Raw genomic sequence first — 22,535 nt, 5'->3', positions numbered from 1 at the left:
TCATTGTCGTCGCCGGCCGTCGCGGCCCGGCGCGTACGCGAGGACCAGACGACCGGTCTAGTCGTCGAATCGGCACTATGCGGCGCCTTCCGCCGCCGCGCCAGCAGCGTCAGTCGGCTGAATCGCCAGGCATCAGGCTGGCCGATGGGCGCGGTAGAGGGGAGGCGTGCCGTTTGTCCGGCTGTCAACTATCCACCTGGGAATTCCGGCGCGGCGAAAGCCGGTGCTAAACCTTGTCTCTTCGAGTCCACCCCTGTCCGACAAGACCAATAAAGCGTGGAGACCGCATGACCGACGACCACTCCTTCCGCCCTCGCCCCACCTCGTTGTCAGCCGCCCTGCTGCTGGGCGCCTGGATCGCACAGCCGGCCACGGCCGCCTATGTCGAAGCCGGTCGGCCCGGCGATCCGGCCAGTTGGCGCTCCGCCGAATACCAGCAGGACTGGGGCCTGGAACGGATGCGGGCCGACCAGGCCTATGCCGCCGGCATCGACGGCCAGGGCGTGAAGATCGGCGAGATGGACTCCGGTTTCGACCCGAGCCATCCGGATACTCCCGCCTCGCGCTACCAGCCGGTGACGGCCAGCGGCACCTATGTCGACGGCACGCCGTTCAGCGTCAGCGGCGCGATGAACGGCAACAACGACTCCCACGGTACCCACGTCGGCGGCACCCTCGGCGCCTCGCGCGACGGCGTCGGCATGCACGGGGTGGCCTACGCGGCACAGGTATATGTCGCCAACACCAACCAGAACGACAGCTTCCTGTTCGGCCCGACGCCCGACCCGAACTATTTCAAGGCCGCCTACCAGGCGCTGGCCGACGCCGGGGTGCGGGCGATCAACAACAGTTGGGGCAGCCAGCCCAAGGACGTCAGCTACGAGACCCTCGACGGCCTGCACGCCGCCTATGCCCAGCACTACGGGCGCTCCACCTGGCTGGACGCCGCCGCCGGCGTCTCCCGCCAGGGCGTGATCAACGTCTTCAGCGCCGGCAACAGCGGCTACGCCAACGCCAGCGTGCGCTCCGCCCTGCCCTACTTCCAGCCGGACCTGGAAGGCCACTGGCTGGCCGTGTCCGGCCTCGACCAACAGAACGGCCAGCGCTACAACCGCTGCGGCATCGCCAAGTACTGGTGCATCACCACGCCCGGCCGCCTGATCAACAGCACCATGCCCGGCGGCGGCTACGCCAACAAGTCCGGTACCTCGATGGCCGCGCCCCACGCCACCGGCGCGCTGGCCCTGGTCATGCAGCGCTATCCGTACCTGAACAACGAGCAGGCGCTGCAGGTTCTGCTGACCACCGCCACCCAGCTCGACGGCACGCCGACCGGCGCCCCCACCGACACCGTCGGCTGGGGCGTGCCGGATCTCGGTCGGGCGATGCATGGGCCTGGACAATTGCTCGGCCGCTTCGAGGCCAACCTCCCGGCCGGCCTGCGCGACGAATGGAGCAACCCGATTTCCGATAGCGCCCTGCTCCAGCGCCAGGCCGAGGACGCCGCCGAGCACGCGGCCTGGCAGCGGACGCTGAAGGACAAGGGCTGGGAAAACGGCTTGCCGGCCGGTGCCAGCCAGCAGGAACGCACCGACTATGCCATCGGCATGGCCCGCGACCAGGCCGCCGCCCAGCGCCAGTACCAGGGCAGCCTGGTCAAGGCCGGTGCCGGCAGCCTGGTCCTGAGCGGCGACAGCACCTATCGCGGGCCGACCCTGGTCGATGGCGGGCTGCTCAGCGTCGACGGTTCGCTGCTGTCCGCCGTCGAAGTCAATGCCGGCGGCACCCTCGGCGGCAGCGGCAGGATCGGCGGCCTGCTGGCGCGCTCCGGCGGCACGGTGGCCGCGGGCAACTCCATCGGCACCCTGGAGGTCGCCGGGGACCTGCGCTTCGAATCCGGCTCGACCTACGCGGTGGAGCTTTCGGAAAGCGCCAGCGACCGGATCGTCGCCAGCGGCAAGGCGAGCATCGCGGGCGGCAACGTCACCCTGGCCATGGAAAACAGCCCCGACCTGCTCAGCCAGTCCCAGGTCGAGAGCCTGGTCGGCCGCCGCTACGACATCCTCGACGCCGCCGGCGGCATCGACGGGCGCTTCGACGCGGTATTGCCGAACTACCTGTTCCTCGGCGGCACCCTGGACTACGCGGCCAACGCCATCCGCCTGGATATCGGACGCAACGGCACGACCCTCGCCAGCGTCGCGCAGACGCCCAACCAGGCGGCGGTCGCTGGGGCCGTGGAAACGCTCGGCGCCGGCAACCCGGTCTACGAAAGCCTGCTCCTGTCGGAAAACGCCGCAACCGCCCAACGGGCCTTCCAGCAATTGTCCGGGGAAATCTACCCGGCGCTCGCCGGCCTGTTGCTCAACGACAGCCGCTATCTGCGCGACAGCGTCGGCGAACGCCTGCGCCAGGCCAGCGACGGCGAGGCCGGCGGGGAGGCTCCCGAAGGCTGGTTCAAGGCGCTCGGCTCCTGGGGCAAGAGTGCCGATGGCAGCCACGGCAGCGAAGGCTACCGGCATTCGGTCGGCGGCTTCCTGCTCGGCGTCGACAGCCAGGTCGCCAGCGACACGCGCCTCGGCCTGGTGGCCGGCTACAGCAACAGCTCGCTGAACATGGACAGCAGCCTGCAATCCTCCGCCAGCATCGACAGCTACCACCTCGGCGCCTACCTCGGCCGGCAATTGCAGCAATGGCGCCTGAGCCTGGGCGCGGCGCACACCTGGCACCGCGCCGAGGTCAAGCGCGACCTGCAATACGGCGCCGTGGCCGGCAAGCAGAAGGCCAAGCTCGACGCACAGAGCAGCCAGTTGTTCGCCGAGGCCGCCTACGCGCTGGGTTGGCGCAGCCTGGAGCTGGAACCCTTCGCCGGGCTGGCCTACGTGCACGTCGCCAGCGATGACTTCCGCGAACGCGGTAGCGCCGCGGCCCTGGAGGGTGGCGACGACAACCTGGACGCCGCCTTCACCACCCTGGGCCTGCGCGCGAAACGGCATTTCGAGCTGGATGCCGGACGCCGCCTGGCGCTCTCCGGCACCCTCGGCTGGCGCCACAACCTGAGCGACACCACCCCGCAACGGCACCTGGCGTTCGCCAGCGGCAGCCAGCCATTCAGCGTGGAAAGCGTGGCCCTGTCCCGCGACGCCGCGCTGCTCGGCGTCGACGCCAGCCTCGCGGTGAATCGCGAAGTGAGCGTGCGGCTGGGCTACAACGGCCTGCTGGGCAGCCGCGAGAAGGACCATGGCGTCGGACTGGCCGTCGACTGGCGTTTCTGACTTCGGTTACGAGGGCATGCCAGCCGTTGGATGGGTTCCGGCGGGCGGCAAGGGGAAAAAGCCACTTCATTGCCCTCGGTCACGAAACCGCTGCAAATATGAGAAAAAGACCTAACTAAAGGATTCATGCGAAATGCATAGCGCTATACTGTCCATCCAGCGCTGTACTATCCCTTCCAGCGCTGATCGCGACCCGGTGCCCGCACCACCGTGCCGCACGAGCCCCGGAGATCCGCACCTCCGGGGCTCACCTTTTGCTCCTCTCGCACCCTCCTTCCCCGGCTGAGCCCCTCCCCCTGCAAATCCGCGACGAATGGCTGCAATCCGGCAATCCGATGAACGAGCGGCCGAACCGCGGGCGCCCAGGCTGCCTGCGCACAGTCGCGGAACGGGTCAGGCCTGGCGGAAGAAGATCATGCCGAACAGCACCGCCAGGGCGCTGAGGAACGACAACCCGGTTTGCCCCAGGACCATCAGGATCGCGGCCGCCGCCGTGCTCAGCGCATGCCAGCCCCAGAGCAGGCACGACAGGTTGAGGACGATGCCGGCCAGGGCCAGGTGACGCTTGCGGCTGCGCCTGAGCAGGCCGGCCAGGCCCAGCACCAGGCCGCAGGTCGATACCGCGAAGACCGCCAGCACGGCGGCGAACAGGCCGAGCAGATGGTTCTCGTCGCTGAGGTCGATCCGCTCGCCGAGCGCCAGCGCCATCACCGCCAGCGCGATGGCGACCCCGGCCAGGGCGAGGAACAGCGACAGGCCGCCCAGCCGCGATTGGCGCAATGGCCGTGCCGGCGGCGCGGCGGCGAGTGTTTCTCCCGTGTGCATGTTCGACCTCCCTGGTCCGAAACCCGCCTCCTCCATGAAGGCATTCGGGCGCGCACAGCATAAAGCGTCGCCCCACCCAACCGATAGATCGACGAGGCGGGACTTTGGCGGCGGGACAACCGCGAAGACCCGGGAAAAGCCCCGTAACCCGCGCCTTCCAAGCCCCTCCTTGTGTTTCCGCGACATTTCCTTATAAGATCGCGCCTTCCCCTATTTTCCCGCACGTTGCGGTCCCGCCGCAGGTCCAGTCCCGTTTTCTCTCGCGAAAGCCGGCCAGTGCCTCGGCCAGCAGTAAAAATAAAAGGTAGTCAGCGATGAGCGTACGGCACTTTCTCTCGTTTATGGATTACAGCCCCGAAGAGCTGATCGGTCTGATCCGCCGCGGCAGCGAGCTGAAGGACCTGCGCAACCGAGGCGTGCTCTACGAGCCGCTGAAGAGCCGGGTCCTGGGCATGGTCTTCGAGAAGGCTTCGACCCGTACCCGCCTGTCCTTCGAAGCCGGGATGATCCAGCTCGGCGGCCAGGCGATCTTCCTCTCCCCGCGCGACACCCAGCTCGGCCGCGGCGAGCCGATCGGCGACAGCGCCCGGGTCATGTCGCGGATGCTCGACGGCGTGATGATCCGCACCTTCGCCCACGCCACCCTGACGGAATTCGCCGCGCACTCGAAGGTGCCGGTGATCAACGGCCTGTCGGACGACCTGCACCCCTGCCAGTTGCTCGCCGACATGCAGACCTTCCACGAGCACCGCGGCAGCATCCAGGGCAAGACCGTGGCCTGGATCGGCGACGGCAACAACATGTGCAACAGCTATATAGAAGCGGCGCTGAAGTTCGACTTCCAGCTGCGCGTGGCCTGCCCCGAGGGCTACGAGCCGAAGGCCGAGTTCGTCGCCCTTGCCGGCGACCGCCTGCGCGTCGTCCGCGACCCGCGCGAGGCGGTGGCCGGCGCGCACCTGGTGAGCACCGACGTGTGGGCCTCGATGGGCCAGGAAGACGAAGCCGCCGCGCGCATCGCCCTGTTCCGTCCCTACCAGGTGAACGCCGCGTTGCTCGATGGGGCCGCCGACGATGTACTATTCATGCACTGCCTGCCGGCCCACCGCGGCGAGGAAATCAGCGAAGAGTTGCTGGACGACCCGCGCTCGGTAGCCTGGGACCAGGCAGAGAACCGTCTGCACGCGCAGAAGGCCCTCCTCGAATTGCTGATCGAACACGCCCATTACGCCTGAGCCCATGAGCCACGACCTGCTGCTGAACCTGAAAGATCTCGCCTGCGGCTACGCCTCGCAGAAAGTGGTGCAGGACCTCGACCTGCACCTCAATGCCGGAGACATCGGCTGCCTGCTGGGTCCTTCGGGATGCGGCAAGACCACCACCCTGCGCGCCATCGCCGGCTTCGAACCGGTGCTGGCCGGGCAGATCGAGCTGGGCGGCGAAGTCATCTCGCGTCCCGGCTTCACCCTGGCGCCGGAGAAACGCCGGATCGGCATGGTGTTCCAGGACTACGCGCTGTTCCCCCATCTCAGCGTGGCCGACAATGTCGGCTTCGGCATCCGCAAGCATCCACAACGCGAACGCCTGGTGCGCGAGCTTCTGGAGCTGGTCAAGCTCGACCACCTCGCCGCGCGCCACCCCCACGAACTCTCCGGCGGCCAGCAACAACGGGTGGCCCTGGCCCGCGCGCTGGCGCCCGAACCGCTGTTGCTGCTGCTCGACGAACCCTTCTCCAACCTCGACGTGGAACTGCGCCGCAGCCTCAGCCAGGAGGTTCGCGAGATCCTCAAGGCACGCGGCACCAGCGCGATCCTGGTGACCCACGACCAGGAAGAAGCCTTCGCCGTCTGCGACCACATCGGCGTGTTCAAGGAAGGTCACCTGGAACAGTGGGACACCCCCTACAACCTCTACCACGAGCCGCTGACGCCCTTCGTCGCCAGCTTCGTCGGCCAGGGCTACTTCATTCGCGGCCAGTTGCTCAGCCCCGATACGGTGCAGACCGAACTCGGCGTGATCCGCGGCAATCGCGCCTACAGCCTGCCTTCCGGCAGCGCGGTAGACGTCCTGCTGCGCCCGGACGACCTGGTGCACGCGCCGCAGGGCGAGCTGAAGGCGCGGATCGTCGGCAAGACCTTCCTCGGCGCCGCCACCCTGTACCGCCTGCAATTGCCCACCGGTACCCAGCTGGAATCGATCTTCCCCAGCCATGCCGACCACCAGCCGGGCGATGACGTCGGTATCCGCGTCGCCGCCGACCACCTGGTGGTGTTCGCCGCCCGGGGCAGCGTCGCCGCGCACCTCGCTCCCGTCCAGGCCTGATACCTCGGCGCCGTTCGGTCGGCGGCGCCTTTCCCTATCGACCGCATAGGTGGAGCCGGACGTCTCCAGCCCCTACAATCGCCCGACGATTCGAGGAGCCTGAACGATGCTGATGGTGATTTCCCCCGCCAAGACCCTGGACTACGAGACCCCGCCGGTCACCCACCGCTTCACCCAGCCGCAATACCTGGACCACGCCCAGGAACTGATCCAGCAACTGCGCCAGCTCACGCCACTGCAGATCAGCGAACTGATGAAGCTTTCCGACAAGCTCGCCGGCCTGAATGCCGCTCGCTACGCCAGCTGGCATCCGGAGTTCACCCCGGAGAACGCCAAGCAGGCGTTGCTCGCCTTCAAGGGCGATGTCTACACCGGCCTCAACGCGGAAGACTTCGGCGAGGACGATTTCGCCTTCGCCCAGGATCACCTGCGCATGCTCTCCGGTCTCTACGGCGTGCTGCGCCCGCTCGACCTCATGCAGCCCTATCGACTGGAAATGGGCACCCGCCTGGCCAACGCCCGTGGCAAGGATCTCTACGCCTTCTGGGGCGAGCGTATCAGCCAGTGGCTGAACGAAGCGCTGGCCGCCCAGGGCGACGACGTGCTGCTCAACCTGGCCTCCAACGAGTACTTCGGCGCGGTGAAGCGCAAGGCGCTGCAAGCGCGGGTCATCGACACCGAGTTCAAGGACCTGAAGAACGGCCAGTACAAGATCATCAGCTTCTACGCCAAGAAGGCTCGCGGCATGATGGCTCGCTACGTGATCCGCGAGCGCCTGCGCGACCCGGCCGGGCTGAAGGACTTCAATGCCCACGGCTATTACTTCAGCGCCGAGCAATCCGGCCCGGATCAGCTGGTATTCCTCAGGGACGCCCCGCAAGACTGATCTCCCCGGCCCGCCGTCCTGGCGGGCCGCTCCTCTTTCGGCACGCCGACGCCTCCTGGCGCTACCGTTCGTCCCTCCGACACCCCTGCTGCGTCGCCTTTCTCCCCGGAAAAGCCCTTGTGGCGAATAGGCCTACTCAACCGTTCGTCTGCAAGTCATTCGGAACTGCATCACATTTTTTCACGCCCAGCCCACAGACTTTTCCCCAATTCAAGGCGGAAATGCCATCTCCGGCGTAATCCATTGGCCATTACCAGCCTCCCGCCATTACATGCAAATTACGATTGCAAAGTGCATGGGTCGAAGATTAAGGAATCCTTAAGGTTTGCTTAAGGCGGTAAAAGCGGCTTCTGTTTCATTCCGGTGACGCGGAACTTTCAGCCGCCATGCATTCTGCAACTAGTGGCCATTGGCAGGCATTTAACGGAAAGGCCATCAAGTTGGTATCAAGTGATATCAAACGGATATTTCCAAATATTTCGCGAGCGGGACAAACGGCCGGAACTTCCCTCGCAGAGAAAACATCCTATCACCGCGATGCCTATCGATAGTTATGGGCAGAGCAACTTGAAACCGTCTCGAATAATCGGACTCCGCTCCGAGGGACAAACTCAACCTGTTGAAATTAAAGGCCTTTAGAAACTTGAATTCTATGGACCGAACTAAAACGAAGCATCCAAGGTCGGGTTATGCACCGTTATTGAAACCCACCTGAAACATTAAAGGGCATGAACTTATAACTTGCCCTATTAGAGTGCCGAACAACTAAGCACTCTATTCGAAACTGCCTGAAGGCGGATCAAGGGCTCTGGATCGGGGCTCGTAGTAACGGCTCGCCAGATAGGGAAGTGGCCATACGGCCACCTCATTAACGGCGCGACAAACAATCGAGGTGAATGCGATGCGAATCAGCATCTTTGGTTTGGGCTATGTCGGTGCAGTATGTGCTGGCTGCCTGTCGGCACGCGGTCATGAAGTCATTGGTGTGGATGTCTCCAGCACCAAGATCGACCTGATCAACCAGGGCAAGTCGCCCATCGTCGAACCGGGCCTGGAAGCGTTGTTGCAGCAAGGCCGGCAGACCGGACGGCTGTCGGGCACCACCGACTTCAAGAAGGCCGTGCTGGACTCCGACGTATCGTTCATCTGCGTCGGCACGCCGAGCAAGAAGAACGGCGACCTGGACCTGGGCTACATCGAGACCGTCTGCCGCGAGATCGGCTTCGCCATCCGCGAGAAGTCCGAACGCCACACCGTGGTGGTGCGCAGCACCGTACTGCCGGGCACCGTCAACAACGTGGTGATCCCGCTGATCGAGGACTGCTCGGGCAAGAAGGCCGGGGTCGACTTCGGCGTCGGCACCAACCCCGAATTCCTCCGCGAGAGCACCGCCATCAAGGACTACGACTTCCCGCCGATGACCGTGATCGGCGAACTGGACAAGCAGACCGGCGACCTTCTCGAGGAAATCTACCGCGAGCTGGACGCGCCGATCATCCGCAAGACCGTCGAGGTCGCCGAGATGATCAAGTACACCTGCAACGTCTGGCACGCCGCCAAGGTCACCTTCGCCAACGAGATCGGCAACATCGCCAAGGCGGTCGGCGTCGACGGCCGCGAGGTGATGGACGTGATCTGCCAGGACCACAAGCTCAACCTGTCGCGCTACTACATGCGTCCCGGCTTCGCCTTCGGCGGCTCCTGCCTGCCCAAGGATGTACGCGCCCTCACCTATCGCGCCAGCCAGCTGGACGTCGAGCACCCGATGCTCGGTTCGTTGATGCGCAGCAACTCCAACCAGGTGCAGAAGGCCTTCGATCTCATCACCAGCCACGACACCCGCAAGGTCGGCCTGCTCGGCCTGTCGTTCAAGGCCGGCACCGACGATTTGCGCGAAAGCCCGCTGGTGGAGCTGGCCGAGATGCTCATCGGCAAGGGCTACGAGTTGCGCATCTTCGACCGCAACGTCGAATACGCGCGTGTCCACGGGGCCAACAAGGAATACATCGAGTCGAAGATCCCGCACGTCTCCTCACTGCTGGTCTCCGACCTCGACGAAGTGGTGGCGAGTTCCGATGTGCTGGTGCTGGGCAATGGCGACGAGCTGTTCGTCGACCTGGTGAACAAGACCCCGAGCGGCAAGAAGCTGGTCGACCTGGTGGGCTTCATGCCGCACACCACCACTGCCCAGGCCGAGGGCATCTGCTGGTAGCGGGCCGCCCCCTGGCCCCGTGAGCCGGTAAAGAACCTCTTTATCGCCCTCGGACCGAAGGCCGTCTCCGCGGCGTGCGCCATAACAACAACAAGCGCACGCCGGCGTCGAGGCCAAGGTCCCCAGCCCGATGGAACTGATGATGGAAACTTACAAACGTGGCCTCGCCGAAGCCACCGGCTGGCTGGTGTTCCTCAGCCTGCTGATGGTGCTCGCGCTGGCAGTGCCGAAGACCGTGTTCGACGCCGACTCCAAGGATTTCATCCTGCTTATCGGCGCCGTCGGCATCTGGCGCTACTCCATGGGCGGCGTGCACTTCCTGCGCGGCATGCTGTTCCTCCACGTGGTCTACCCGTACTACCGCCGGCGCGTGCGCCAGTTGGGCAGCGCGGCCGACCCGTCGCACGTGTTCCTGATGGTCACCAGTTTCCGCATCGACGCCCTGACCACTGCCATGGTCTATCGCTCGGTGATCCGCGAAGCCATCGACAGCGGCTACCCGACCACCGTGGTCTGCTCCATCGTCGAGATGTCCGACGAGGTCCTGGTCCGTTCTCTGTGGGAGAAGATGAACCCGCCGGACCGGGTCAGCCTCGACTTCGTGCGGATTCCCGGCACCGGCAAGCGCGACGGCCTGGCCTATGGCTTCCGCGCGATTTCCCGGCACCTGCCGGACGACGACGCGGTGGTCGCGGTGATCGACGGCGACACCGTGCTCGACCACGGCGTGGTGAAGAAGACCGTGCCCTGGTTCAAGCTCTTCCCCAACGTCGGCGGCCTCACCACCAATGAATTCTGCGAAGTGCAGGGCGGCTACGTGATGAGCGAGTGGCACAAGCTGCGCTTCGCCCAGCGCCACATCAACATGTGCTCGATGGCCCTGTCCAAGCGCGTGCTGACCATGACCGGACGGATGTCGGTGTTCCGCGCCCGGGTGGTGACCAACCCCGAGTTCATCACCGACGTCGAGAACGACCACCTGGAGCACTGGCGCCTGGGTCGCTTCAAGTTCCTCACCGGCGACGACAAGTCCAGCTGGTTCAGCCTGATGCGCCTGGGCTACGACACCTTCTACGTGCCCGACGCGGCGATCAACACGGTCGAGCACCCGCCGGAGAAGAGCTTCATCAAGGCCAGTCGCAAGCTGATGTACCGCTGGTACGGCAACAACCTGCGGCAGAACTCGCGCGCGCTCAAGCTCGGCGCGCGGCGCCTGGGCTGGTTCACCATGCTGGTGCTGTTCGACCAGCGCGTCTCGATGTGGACCAGCCTGCTCGGCCTGGTGGTGGCGATCCTCGCCAGCCTCAAGTACAGCATCGCCTTCCTGCTGGTGTACCTGCTCTGGATCGGCCTCACTCGCCTGGTGCTGACCCTGCTCCTCTCGCTCTCCGGGCACCGCATCGGCCCGGCCTATCCGCTGATCCTCTATTACAACCAGATCGTCGGCGCGCTGGTGAAGATCTACGTGTTCTTCCGCCTCGACCGGCAGTCCTGGACCCGCCAGCCGACCAAGCTGGAGCGCGGCCTGGCCAGCTTCCAGCGCTGGTTCAACGCCTGGTCGTCGCGGGCCATGACCTTCTCTGCCGCCAGCATCTTCGTCGCCGTGCTGCTGACCATCGTATGACCACCGAATCGACTACGGACAACGCCAGGGCCGCGGCCCGCGCGCAAATCGACCCAGATTGGACCGAACAGGACCCGACACCATGAATACAGCCGTCAACGTCAACGTCGTGCACGAATCCGAAGCCCAGCGCCAGTTCGCCCGGGTCAAGCTGCCGGCGCGCATCCGCTACATCGGCGCCAACCGCGAAGGCGTCGACGCACGCCTGCTGGATCTCTCCGCCGGCGGCTTCGCCTTCACCGCGAGCGGCGCGCCGATCCAGCCCGGCGACCTGTACAAGGGCAAGCTGCTGTTCCAGGTCGACAGCATCAGCTTTTCCCTCGAAGTGGAGTTCCAGGTGCGCTCGGTGGACCCCGCCAGCCGCCGCGTCGGCTGCGAGTTCCAGAACCTCAAGCCGCGCGAGGTGGCGGCCCTGCGCTACCTGATCACCTCCTACCTGGCCGGCGAGGTGATCGGCGTCGGCGACATGCTCAATACCCTCCAGCGCGAGAACTTCACCAAGGCCCGCAAGCAGGGCGGCGGCAACGGCGGGATGGGCTTCTTCGGCCGGGTCCGGGCGGTGACCCTGAGCACCGCGATCTTCGTCGTCGGAGTCGGCGCCTTCGCCTTCATCCTCAACCAGATGTACAACCTGTACTTCGTCACCCATGCCGATTCCGGCGTGGTCAGCGTCCCCAACCAGCAGATCACCATGCCCCGCGAGGGCACCGTGCAGAGCCTTCTCGGGCCCAACGCGGAAGTCGCCAAAGGCGCGCCGATCGCTACCTTCTCGGCCAACCTGCTGGACATGCTCAAGGGCAACCTGACCGAGGAGCAGCTCAACCCGGGCAACATCGAGAAGCTCTTCGGCCACCAGATGAAAGGGACCCTGACCAGCCCCTGCGACTGCCGCGTGGTCCAGCAACTGGTAGCCGACGGGCAATACGCCAACAAGGGCCAGGTGATCTTCACCCTCGCGCCGCGCGACAGCGTGGCCAGCATCGAGGCGCGCTTCCCCTACCGCAACGCCGCCGAGCTGGCGCCGGGCACCCGGGTGAACTTCCAGGTCGCCGGCGACGGCGTCAACCGCAGCGGCCGCATCGTCAACACCGCGCCGGTGGACGGCGACCTGTCCTCGGAAATCCGCGTGCAGATTCAGCCCGACCAGCCGCTCGACGCCCAGTACGCCGGCCGCCCGGCCGAGGTCAGCATCGGCGGCCTGCCCGGCCGCACCCTGCTGAACAAGGCCGTGACCCTGGCCACCGCTCGCTGACCGGTACCCGACCATGAAGATGCCCATCCTCCCTCCCCTGCCCCTGGCGTCCCGGCACCTGCTGCTGGCCTCGGCCATCGCCCTGGCCGCCGGCTGCGCCGGACTGCCCGACCAGCGCCTGGCCCAGGAGGCCCTGGAGCGCGGCGACCTCGCCACCGCCCAGAGCAACTACCAGGCCCTGGCCGCGATGGGTTACGCCGACGCCCAGGTCGGCCTCGCCGACATGCAGGTCGCCAGCGGCGACAGCGCCCAGCAGGCCAAGGCCGAAAAGCTCTACCGCGAGGCCGCGCAGACCTCGCCGCGGGCCCGCGCGCGCCTTGGCAAGTGGCTGGCGGCCAAGCCCGGCGCCAGCGACGCCGAGCACCGCGAGGCCGAGCGCCTGCTCAGCCAGGCCTTCGAACAGGGCGAGGACAGTGCCCTGGTGCCGCTCATCGTGCTCTACCTGCAGTACCCGCAGTCCTGGCCGGAAATCGACCCGCAGCAGCGCATCGACCAGTGGCGCGCGCGCGGACTGCCGCAGGCCGACCTGGCGCAGATCATCCTCTACCGCACCCAGGGCACCTACGCCCAGCACCTGGGCGAGATCGAGCAGGTCTGCCAGCGCTGGCTGCGGCGCATGGACGTGTGCTGGTACGAACTGGCCACGGTCTACCAGATGCAGGGCAACGCGGAAAAGCAGAAGGTCCTGCTCGAACAGCTGCGCGCCGCCTACAAGGCCGGCCGGGTGCCCGGCGAGCGGGTCGACTCGGTGGCCGGGGTGCTCGCCGACGGCGAACTCGGCCAGCCCGACCCGCAGACCGCCCAGGCGCTGCTGGAAGAGATCGCGCCGAGCTACCCCGCGGCCTGGGTCAGCCTGGCCAAGCTGCTCTACGACTATCCCGACCAGGGCGACCTGGAAAAGATGCTCGGCTACCTGAAGAACGCCCAGGACGCCGCCCAGCCACGCGCCGAACTGCTCCTCGGGCGCCTCTACTACGACGGCAAGTGGGCGCCGCAGGACCCGCGCAAGGCCGAGCGGCACCTGCTCAAGGCCGCCGCCAGCGAACCCCAGGCCAACTACTACCTGGGGCAGATCTACCGCCGCGGCTTCCTCGGCAAGGTCTATCCGCAGAAGGCCGTCGACCACCTGATCCTCGCCGCCCGCGCCGGCCAGGCCAGCGCCGACATGGCCCTGGCCCAGCTCTGGTCGCAGGGCCGCGGCATCCAGCCGAACCGGGTCAACGCCTACGTCTTCGGCCAGCTCGCCGTGCAGCAGCAGGTACCGCAGGCCAGCGACCTGCTCGGGCAGATCGAAGCGCAACTGCCGCCGGCCGAACGCAGCCAGGCGCAGCAATTGCTCAAGCGCGAACAACAGAGCCGCGGCAACAACTGGCAGGCCACCGTCAGCCTGCTGCAGAGCCAGGACTCGCCGATCAACGAAGAAGAGCCAGAAAGCCTATGAACAGCTCCCGTTCCGTCAACCCGCGGCCGTCCTTCGCGCCGCGCGCCCTGTCCCTGGCCATCGCCCTGCTGCTCGGCGCGCCGGCGTTCGCCGCCGGCAGCGGCGAGGCACCGAAGAACTTCGGCCTGGACGTGAAGATCACCGGCGAATCGGAAAACGATCGCGACCTCGGCACCGCTCCCGGCGGCACCCTCAACGACATCGGTATCGACCTGCGGCCCTGGGCCTTCGGCCAGTGGGGCGACTGGAGCGCCTACTTCATGGGCCAGGCGGTGGCCGCCACCGACACCATCGAGACCGACACCCTGCAATCGGACACCGACGACGGCAACAACAGCCGCAACGACGGTCGCGAGCCGGACAAGAGCTACCTCGCCGCACGCGAATTCTGGGTCGACTACGCCGGCCTCACCGCCTACCCCGGCGAGCACCTGCGCTTCGGCCGCCAGCGCCTGCGGGAAGACAGCGGCCAGTGGCAGGACACCAACATCGAGGCGCTGAACTGGAGCTTCGAGACCACCCTGCTCAACGCCCACGCCGGAGTCGCCCAGCGTTTCAGCGAATACCGCACCGACCTCGACGAACTGGCTCCGGAGGACAAGGACCGCACCCATGTGTTCGGCGACATCTCCACCCAGTGGGCGCCGCACCACCGCATCGGCGTACGCATCCACCACGCCGACGACAGCGGCCACCTGCGCCGCCCCGGCGAGGAAGTCGACAACCTCGACAAGACCTATACCGGCCAGCTCACCTGGCTCGGCATCGAGGCTACCGGCGATGCCTACAACTATCGTTCGAGCATGCCGCTGAACTACTGGGCCAGCGCCACCTGGCTGACCGGCGACCGCGACAACCTGACCACCACCACGGTCGACGACCGGCGCATCGCCACCGGCAAGCAGAGCGGCGACGTCAATGCCTTCGGCGTCGACCTCGGCCTGCGCTGGAACATCGACGAGCAATGGAAGGCCGGCGTCGGCTACGCCCGCGGCAGCGGCGGTGGCAAGGACGGCGAGGAGCAGTTCCAGCAGACCGGGCTGGAGAGCAATCGCTCCAACTTCACCGGCACCCGCTCGCGCGTGCACCGCTTCGGCGAAGCCTTCCGCGGCGAACTGAGCAACCTCCAGGCAGCCACCCTGTTCGGCTCCTGGCAACTGCGCGAGGACTACGACGCGAGCCTGGTCTACCACAAGTTCTGGCGCGTCGACGACGACTCCGACATCGGTACCAGCGGCATCAACGCCGCCCTGCAACCGGGCGAGAAGGACATCGGCCAGGAACTCGACCTGGTGGTGACCAAGTACTTCAAGCAAGGCCTGCTGCCGGCCTCGATGAGCCAGTACGTCGACGAGCCCTCGGCGCTGATCCGCTTCCGCGGCGGCCTGTTCAAGCCGGGCGACGCCTACGGGCCGGGCACCGACTCGACCATGCACCGCGCCTTCGTCGACTTCATCTGGCGCTTCTGAGCCCCGCGAGGAAACCGGACATGCCCGACATTTCCCTTTCGATCCCCCGCCGCCGGCTCCCGCGCCTGCGCCCGCTGGCCGCGGCAGTGCTCGGCGCGGTGCTGCTGCACGGCCAGGCGTGGGCGGCGCAGCCGGTGGAGAAACCGCAGCCGGTCCCGGCGCAGGCCGGCAACGAGCCGGGCCTGACCCAGGGCCTGAAGGAAACCGGCAACTACACGGTGACCACCGCGCCGGCCGAACCGTTGCACCTGGACCCGCCGAAACTGCCCGACCTCTCCGGCTACACCGCCGCCGCGGTGGAAGCCAAGATCGTGCGCAAGCCGGGTGGCCGCGCCAGCGTGCAGCGCATGGTCCAGCAGCAGCCGCTGAAGGAGTTCACCGGTGGCAGCAACCGCCTCGCCGAATGGGTCAAGCGCCAGCGCCAGATGCCCCAGGCGATCTTCATCGAAGGCGGCTACGTGAACCTCGCCCAGCTCGCCGGCAAGCTTCCCGCCAGCGCGCTGGAACAGGTCGAGCCGGGGGTGTTCGTCGCCCGCCTGCCGATCGTGGTCAGCCAGGGCGCGACCCTCGACATCGACAAGCAGGTCAAGGAACTGCGCCTGTCCCAGGAGCGCGGCGCGTTCCTGGTCAACGACGGCATGCTGTTCGTCCGCGACAGCAAGGTCACCGGCTGGAGCGAATCGAAGAAGGAGCCGGCCTGGTTCAAGACGCCCAACGAGTTCCGTCCGTTCCTGATCTCCTGGGGCGGCGCCGAGGTGTACCTGAGCAACAGCATCTTCACCAGCTTCGGCTATAACGCCTCCAAGGCCTACGGCATCTCCATCTCGCAGTACAGCCCGGGCATGGACAAGCAGATGAAGCGCCCGCGCCCCAAGGGCTGGGTGATCGACTCGACCATCGTCGACAGCTGGTACGGCTTCTATTGCTACGAGGCCGACGACCTGGTGGTGAAGGGCAACACCTACCGCGACAACATCGTCTACGGCATCGACCCGCACGACCGTTCGCACCGCCTGATCATCGCCGACAACACCGTCCACGGGACCAGGAAGAAGCACGGCATCATCGTCTCGCGGGAAGTCAACGACAGCTTCATCTTCAACAACCGCAGCTACGAGAACAAGCTTTCCGGGATCGTCCTCGACCGTAACAGCGAGGGCAACCTGGTGGCCTACAACGAGGTCTACCGCAACCATTCCGACGGCATCACCCTCTACGAGAGCGGCGACAACCTGCTCTGGGGCAACCAGGTCCTGGCCAACCGCCGCCACGGCATCCGCGTGCGCAACAGCGTGAACATCCGCCTCTACGAGAACCTCGCGGCGGGCAACCAGCTGATCGGCGTGTACGGCCACATCAAGGACCTCACCAACACCGACCGCAACATCGCCCTCGACCCGTTCGACACCAAGGTCTCGCTGATCGTGGTCGGCGGCAAGCTCGCCGGCAACGGCTCCGGCCCGCTCTCGGTGGATTCGCCGCTGAGCCTCGAACTGTACCGGGTGGCGATGCTCGCCCCGACCAAATCCTCCGGCATCAGCCTGCCCGGCGTTCTCGGCGAGAAGCAGGACCAGATCCTCGACCTGCTGGTGCGCCAGGACAAGGCGGTGCTGATCGACCCCGTGGAAAGCCAGGCCGAACTCCAGGACTGAGGACCCAGACGCATGAAAACCCGCACTTCCCGACTGTTCCGCCTGAGCGCCCTGGCCGCCGGCCTCTGCCTGGCCCAGGCAGCCCTGGCCGCCGACCCCGGCGCGGCGCCGAGCTACCAGGCGCTGCCGGCCGGCAACCTGTGCCCGGCCGCCGCCGACGACTCGCGCTACAACACCAAGTACCTGGGCTTCTTCACCCACCTGGTGCAGGCCCAGGACGACTGGCTGTTCCGCACCACCTACGACCTGCGTACCGACTTCGGCACCAGCGCCGAAGGCTGGCGCGAACTCCGCGCACTGCGCGACGAACTCAAGCGCAAGGGCATCGAGCTGGTGGTGGTCTACCAGCCGACCCGCGGCCTGGTGAACCGCGAGAAGCTCAGTCCGGCGGAAAAGGCCGGCTTCGACTACGAGCTGGCGAAGAAGAACTACCTGGCGACCATCGCCCGCTTCCGCCAGGCCGGCATCTGGACCCCGGACTTCTCGCCGCTGTTCGACGAGAAGGAGGAGCACGCCTACTACTTCAAGGGCGACCACCACTGGACTCCCCATGGCGCCCGGCGCAGCGCGAAGATCGTGGCCGAGACGCTGAAGCAGGTGCCCGGCTTCGAGGATATCCCCAAGAAGCAGTTCGAAAGCAAGCGCGTCGGCCTGCTGTCCAAGCTCGGCACCTTCCACAAGGCCGCCGCGCAGCTCTGCGGCAACAGCTACGCCACCCAGTACGTCGACCGCTTCGAGACCGAGCCGGTGGGCGCCAGCGACAGCGGCGACCTGTTCGGCGACGGCGGCAACCCGCAGATCGCCCTGGTCGGCACCTCCAACAGCGGCCCGGCCTACAACTTCGCCGGCTTCCTGGAGGAGTTCAGCGGCGCCGACATCCTCAACAACGCGGTGTCCGGCGGCGGCTTCGACAGTTCGCTGCTGGCGTACATGACCAGCGAGGAATTCCACAAGAACCCGCCGAAGATCCTCATCTGGGAATTCGCCACCCACTACGACATGGCGCAGAAGAGCTTCTACCGCCAGGCCATGCCGCTGGTGGACAACGGCTGCTCCGGCCGGAAGACCGTGCTCAGCCGCAAGGTCAAGCTGCGCCAGGGCCGCAACGAGGTGCTGCTGAACAGCGCCGCGCTACCGATCCGCAGCGGCAGCTACGTCGCCGACGTGACCTACAGCGACCCTTCGGTACACGAGTTGAAGAACACCATCTGGTACATGAACGGCCGCCGCGAGCAGTTGAAGATCGAGCAGTCGAAAGCCGTCGATACCGGCGGCCGCTACGTCTTCCAGCTGCGCAACGACAGCGACTGGGCCGACCAGCAGTTCCTTTCCCTGGAAATCGAAGCGCCGGAGGACATGCCCCAGGGCCTGGAGGTCCAGGCCAGCATCTGCCAGGCGGCGCCCGCCAAGGCCAGCCAGTCGGTGGCCGGGAGGTAAACGATGAAAACGTCCCACCTGATCCGTATCGCCCTGCCCGGCGCCCTCGCCGCGGCATTGCTCGCCAGCCAGGTCAGCCAGGCCGCCGACCTGGTACCCCCGCCCGGCTACTACGCGGCGGTCGGCGAGCGCAAGGGCAGCGCCGGCAGTTGCCCCGCGGTGCCGCCGCCGTATACCGGCAGCCTGGTCTTCACCAGCAAGTACGAAGGCTCCGATTCGGCGCGGGCGACCCTCAACGTCAAGGCGGAGAAGACCTTCCGCTCGCAGATCAAGGACATCACCGACATGGAGCGCGGCGCCACCAAGCTGGTCACCCAGTACATGCGCAGCGGCCGCGACGGCGACCTGGCCTGCGCACTGAACTGGATGAGCGCCTGGGCCCGCGCCGGCGCCCTGCAGAGCGACGACTTCAACCACACCGGCAAGTCCATGCGCAAATGGGCGCTGGGCAGCCTCTCCGGCGCCTACATGCGCCTGAAGTTCTCCAGCTCGCGGCCGCTCGCGGCCCACGCCGAGCAGAGCCGGGAAATCGAGGACTGGTTCGCCCGGCTCGGCACCCAGGTAGTCCGCGACTGGAGCGGCCTGCCGCTGAAGAAGATCAACAACCATTCCTACTGGGCGGCCTGGTCGGTGATGTCCACCGCGGTGGTGACCAACCGCCGCGACCTCTTCGACTGGGCGGTGAGCGAGTTCAAGGTCGCCGCCAACCAGGTCGACGAGCAGGGCTTCCTGCCCAACGAACTCAAGCGCCGCCAGCGCGCCCTCGCCTACCACAACTATGCGCTGCCGCCGCTGGCGATGATCGCCGCGTTCGCCCAGGTCAACGGCGTCGACCTGCGCCAGGAGAACCACGGCGCCCTGCAGCGCCTGGCCGAGCGGGTGATGAAGGGAGTCGACGACGAGGAAACCTTCGAGGAGAAGACCGGCGAGGACCAGGACATGACCGACCTCAAGGTCGACAACAAGTACGCCTGGCTGGAGCCCTACTGCGCCCTCTACCGCTGCGAGCCGAAGATGCTCGAGGCGAAGAAGGACCGCGAGCCGTTCAACAGTTTCCGCCTCGGCGGCGAAGTGACGCGGGTGTTCAGCCGCGAAGGGGGAAGTTGAGGGCGTGGCGGGAAGCGGGCGCACAGGCCGGGGGCCACGCGCCCCTCTACCCCGCTCGCCGACCAGGCGTCCCACCAGGCGCCACACCCCGACCCATGCGCGACAGACGCGGGCGGGCGCAACACCTTAGGCAACACCACGGGGAGGAAAACGGCGGGTCGTCCCGCCTTTCCTCGAGCGCTCCAGGGCGCGGAAAGGCAGGGCCGACCTGAATGGTTGACGCTCTAGAGAGAGAGACGGCATGGTCTTTTCTTCAAACGTGTTCCTGTTCCTGTTCCTGCCGGTCTTTCTCGGCCTGTACTACCTGAGCGGCGAACGTTACCGGAACCTGCTGCTGCTGATCGCCAGCTACGTGTTCTACGCCTGGTGGCGGGTGGACTTCCTCCTGCTGTTCGCCGGGGTCACCGTCTTCAACTACTGGATCGGCCTGCGCATCGGCGCCGCCGGCGTACGCACCAGGGCCGCGCAACGCTGGCTGATCCTCGGCGTGGTGGTCGACCTCTGCGTGCTCGGGTACTTCAAGTACGCCAACTTCGGCGTCGACAGCCTCAACGAGATCATCACCTCGTTCGGCATGCAGCCGTTCGTGCTGACCCACATCCTGCTGCCGATCGGCATCTCCTTCTACACCTTCGAGTCGATCAGCTACATCATCGACGTCTACCGCGGCGATACCCCGGCGACCCACAACCTGATCGACTTCGCCGCCTTCGTCGCGATCTTCCCGCACCTGATCGCCGGCCCGGTGCTGCGCTTCAAGGACCTGGTCGACCAGTTCAACCACCGCACCCACACCGTCGACAAGTTCGCCGAAGGCTGCACCCGCTTCATGCAGGGCTTCGTCAAGAAGGTGTTCATCGCCGACACCCTGGCCGCCCTCGCCGACCACTGCTTCGCCCTGCAGAACCCGACCACCGGCGACGCCTGGCTCGGCGCCCTGGCCTACACCGCGCAGCTCTACTTCGACTTCTCCGGCTACAGCGACATGGCCATCGGCCTCGGCCTGATGATGGGCTTCCGCTTCATGGAGAACTTCAACCAGCCCTACATCAGCCAGTCGATCACCGAGTTCTGGCGGCGCTGGCACATCAGCCTGTCGACCTGGCTGCGCGACTACCTCTACATCAGCCTGGGCGGCAACCGCGGCAGCACCTTCCAGACCTACCGCAACCTGTTCCTGACCATGCTCCTCGGCGGCCTGTGGCACGGCGCCAACTTCACCTACATCATCTGGGGCGCCTGGCACGGCATGTGGCTGGCGATCGAGCGGGCCCTCGGAGTGAACGCCGCGCCGCGCGTGCTCAACCCTTTGAAGTGGGCGTTCACCTTCCTCCTGGTGGTGATCGGCTGGGTGATCTTCCGCGCCGAGAACCTGCAGGTCGCCTGGCGCATGTACGAAGCCATGTTCAGCTTCGGCACCTGGCAGCTCTCCGAACTGAACCGCGCCAGCCTCACCGGCCTGCAGGTCGGCACCCTGGTCCTGGCCTACCTGGTGCTGGCGTTCTTCGGCCTGCGCCAGTTCTACAACCAGCCATTGCAGACCAAGGCGCCCAAGGCCGCGGCGAACAGCGACGAAGTGGCCGCCGACGGCCCGGCCAGTGCCCAGCCGCGCGCCCCGCGCGAGGCCGCCGGCGACCCGGCGGCGATCGCCTACTCGCCGAGCGGCGCGCTGGTCTACCAGCCGAGCTGGCTCAGCCAGTTGCCCGTCCTGGCCACCCGCCTGGCGCTGCTCCTGCTGTTCGCCGCTTCGGTGCTGAAGCTCTCCGCGCAGAGCTACTCGCCATTCCTCTACTTCCAGTTCTGAGCGAGGCCCACGCCATGACACAGAGCATTTCCCGCCCCCTGCAATACGCCTATATCGCCGCCTTCGGCGGGCTGCTGCTGGGGCTCGCCGGATGGTCGCTGAAGAGCGTGCCGGGCTTCTCCGCCGCGGCCGATACGCCACTGCTCAACGGCAAGCTGGCGCACGCCTTCGAAGCCCACTACGACAAGGAATTCCCGATCAAGCGCCTGGGCACCAACCTCTGGGCCGCACTCGACTACACGCTGTTCCACGAAGGCCGCCCCGGCGTGGTGATCGGCAAGGACGGCTGGCTGTTCACCGACGAAGAGTTCAAGCCGGCACCGAGCGGCCAGCAACTGGAAGACAACTGGGCACTGGTGCGCGGCGTGCAGCGGGAGCTGAACCGGCGCGGCGTCAAGCTGGTGCTCGCGGTGATCCCGGCCAAGGCCCGCCTGTATCCCGAGCACATCGGCCGCGAGCAGCCGGCCGCGCTGCACGACAGCCTCTACCAGGACTTCCTGGCCCGCGCCCGCGCCGCCGGCATCGACAGTCCCGACCTGCTCGGCAGCCTGCGCCAGGCCAAGGACAACGGCGCGGTGTTCCTGCGCACCGACACCCACTGGTCGCCGCTCGGCGCGGAAACCGTGGCCCAGCGCCTCGGCGCGGAGATCCGCGAGACACACCTGCTGGATGTGCCGGCGCAGAACTTCGTCACCCGCGTCGGCGAAGAACGCACGCACAAGGGCGACCTGCTCAGCTTCCTGCCGCTCGACCCACTGTTCGACGAACTGCTGCCGCGTCCGGAGCAGTTGCAGCAACGCACCACCGAAGCCGCGCCGGCACTGCCGGGCGGCCAGCAGTCCGGCGCGGGCGACGACCTCTTCGGCGATAGCCAGCAACCGCGCCTGGCGCTGGTCGGCACCAGCTACAGCGCCAACCCCAGGTGGAACTTCGAGGGCGCGCTGAAACAGGCGCTGTCCGCCGACCTGATCAATTACGCGAAGGAAGGCAAGGGCCCCCTCGAACCGATGCTGGAACTGCTGCAGGACGAAGGCTTCCGCAAGGACCCGCCGCAACTGCTGGTCTGGGAGTTTCCCGAGCGCTACCTGCCGATGGCCAGCGACCTCAGCCAGTTCGACGCCGACTGGGTCGCCCAGCTGAAGGCCAGCGGCGGCCGCGATGAGCGCCTGGCCGCCAGCCGCAACGATTGAACGAACACAGCCAAGGCTGTTTACCCACGGGGCCGAGCGCCC

15 protein-coding genes are annotated in these 22,535 nt (G+C 66.6%); 14 read left to right on the top strand and 1 reads right to left on the bottom strand.

The window, feature by feature from the left end; translation table 11 throughout:
- The first annotated feature begins 287 nt into the window (after positions 1–287).
- Positions 288–3,275, top strand: a complete 2,988-nt coding sequence (locus ACM0M4_RS08285) for an autotransporter domain-containing protein (RefSeq protein WP_003159527.1) — start codon at positions 288–290, stop codon at positions 3,273–3,275.
- A 393-nt stretch (positions 3,276–3,668) separates the two neighbouring features.
- Here the strand turns inward: ACM0M4_RS08285 and ACM0M4_RS08280 are convergent, their stop codons facing one another.
- Complete coding sequence (locus tag ACM0M4_RS08280; protein WP_171407925.1) at positions 3,669–4,100, bottom strand: hypothetical protein; 432 nt, start codon at positions 4,098–4,100, stop codon at positions 3,669–3,671.
- A gap of 314 nt (positions 4,101–4,414) precedes the next feature.
- On the opposite strand from ACM0M4_RS08280, the gene argF reads away from it, so the two are divergent.
- The 13 genes from argF (at position 4,415) to algJ (ending at position 22,493) form a co-directional block, all read left to right on the top strand.
- Positions 4,415–5,332, top strand: a complete 918-nt coding sequence (gene argF, locus ACM0M4_RS08275) for an ornithine carbamoyltransferase (RefSeq protein ID WP_003092090.1) — start codon at positions 4,415–4,417, stop codon at positions 5,330–5,332.
- A gap of 4 nt (positions 5,333–5,336) precedes the next feature.
- A complete protein-coding gene (locus ACM0M4_RS08270) occupies positions 5,337–6,419 on the top strand; it encodes an ABC transporter ATP-binding protein (protein WP_003092092.1) in 1,083 nt (360 codons plus the stop codon).
- Positions 6,420–6,525: 106 nt separating this feature from the next.
- On the top strand, positions 6,526–7,305 hold the full coding sequence (gene yaaA, locus ACM0M4_RS08265; RefSeq protein WP_003092094.1) for a peroxide stress protein YaaA: 780 nt from the start codon (positions 6,526–6,528) through the stop codon (positions 7,303–7,305).
- Between the two features lie 901 nt (positions 7,306–8,206).
- Complete coding sequence (algD, locus tag ACM0M4_RS08260) at positions 8,207–9,517, top strand: GDP-mannose 6-dehydrogenase (protein WP_003110461.1); 1,311 nt, start codon at positions 8,207–8,209, stop codon at positions 9,515–9,517.
- Between the two features lie 139 nt (positions 9,518–9,656).
- Positions 9,657–11,141 (top strand): mannuronan synthase, encoded by a 1,485-nt coding sequence (gene alg8 / locus ACM0M4_RS08255; RefSeq protein ID WP_003119545.1) that lies wholly within the window; start codon positions 9,657–9,659, stop codon positions 11,139–11,141.
- An 82-nt stretch (positions 11,142–11,223) separates the two neighbouring features.
- The gene (gene alg44, locus ACM0M4_RS08250; RefSeq protein WP_003092101.1) at positions 11,224–12,393 is read left to right on the top strand and encodes an alginate biosynthesis protein Alg44; all 1,170 of its coding nucleotides are present in this window, start codon (positions 11,224–11,226) and stop codon (positions 12,391–12,393) included.
- Positions 12,394–12,406: 13 nt separating this feature from the next.
- The gene (gene algK, locus ACM0M4_RS08245) at positions 12,407–13,834 is read left to right on the top strand and encodes an alginate biosynthesis TPR repeat lipoprotein AlgK (RefSeq protein ID WP_003112887.1); all 1,428 of its coding nucleotides are present in this window, start codon (positions 12,407–12,409) and stop codon (positions 13,832–13,834) included.
- The gene (gene algE / locus ACM0M4_RS08240) at positions 13,831–15,303 is read left to right on the top strand and encodes an outer membrane porin AlgE (protein WP_003110464.1); all 1,473 of its coding nucleotides are present in this window, start codon (positions 13,831–13,833) and stop codon (positions 15,301–15,303) included. The genes algK and algE overlap by 4 nt, the downstream gene beginning before the upstream one ends.
- A gap of 20 nt (positions 15,304–15,323) precedes the next feature.
- On the top strand, positions 15,324–16,955 hold the full coding sequence (gene algG / locus ACM0M4_RS08235; RefSeq protein ID WP_115288728.1) for a mannuronan 5-epimerase AlgG: 1,632 nt from the start codon (positions 15,324–15,326) through the stop codon (positions 16,953–16,955).
- Between the two features lie 12 nt (positions 16,956–16,967).
- Entirely contained in the window at positions 16,968–18,392 is a 1,425-nt protein-coding gene (gene algX, locus ACM0M4_RS08230; protein ID WP_003162733.1) for an alginate biosynthesis protein AlgX, read from the top strand.
- 3 nt (positions 18,393–18,395) lie between these two features.
- On the top strand, positions 18,396–19,499 hold the full coding sequence (gene algL, locus ACM0M4_RS08225; protein WP_003092108.1) for an alginate biosynthesis protein AlgL: 1,104 nt from the start codon (positions 18,396–18,398) through the stop codon (positions 19,497–19,499).
- Between the two features lie 241 nt (positions 19,500–19,740).
- Positions 19,741–21,303 carry an MBOAT family O-acyltransferase gene (locus tag ACM0M4_RS08220; RefSeq protein WP_003110467.1) on the top strand — a complete coding sequence of 521 codons (1,563 nt, stop codon included), beginning with the start codon at positions 19,741–19,743 and terminating at the stop codon, positions 21,301–21,303.
- Positions 21,304–21,317: 14 nt separating this feature from the next.
- A complete protein-coding gene (gene algJ / locus ACM0M4_RS08215; protein WP_003092111.1) occupies positions 21,318–22,493 on the top strand; it encodes an alginate O-acetyltransferase in 1,176 nt (391 codons plus the stop codon).
- Positions 22,494–22,535: the final 42 nt, after the last annotated feature.

Origin of the sequence: Pseudomonas sp. 18-147 (genome assembly GCF_051048045.1) — a bacterium.
GTDB classification, from domain to species: Bacteria; Pseudomonadota; Gammaproteobacteria; order Pseudomonadales; family Pseudomonadaceae; genus Pseudomonas; species Pseudomonas aeruginosa.
Note: the sequence above shows the minus strand (reverse complement) of the source record. Positions and strands in the feature narration are given on the sequence as shown.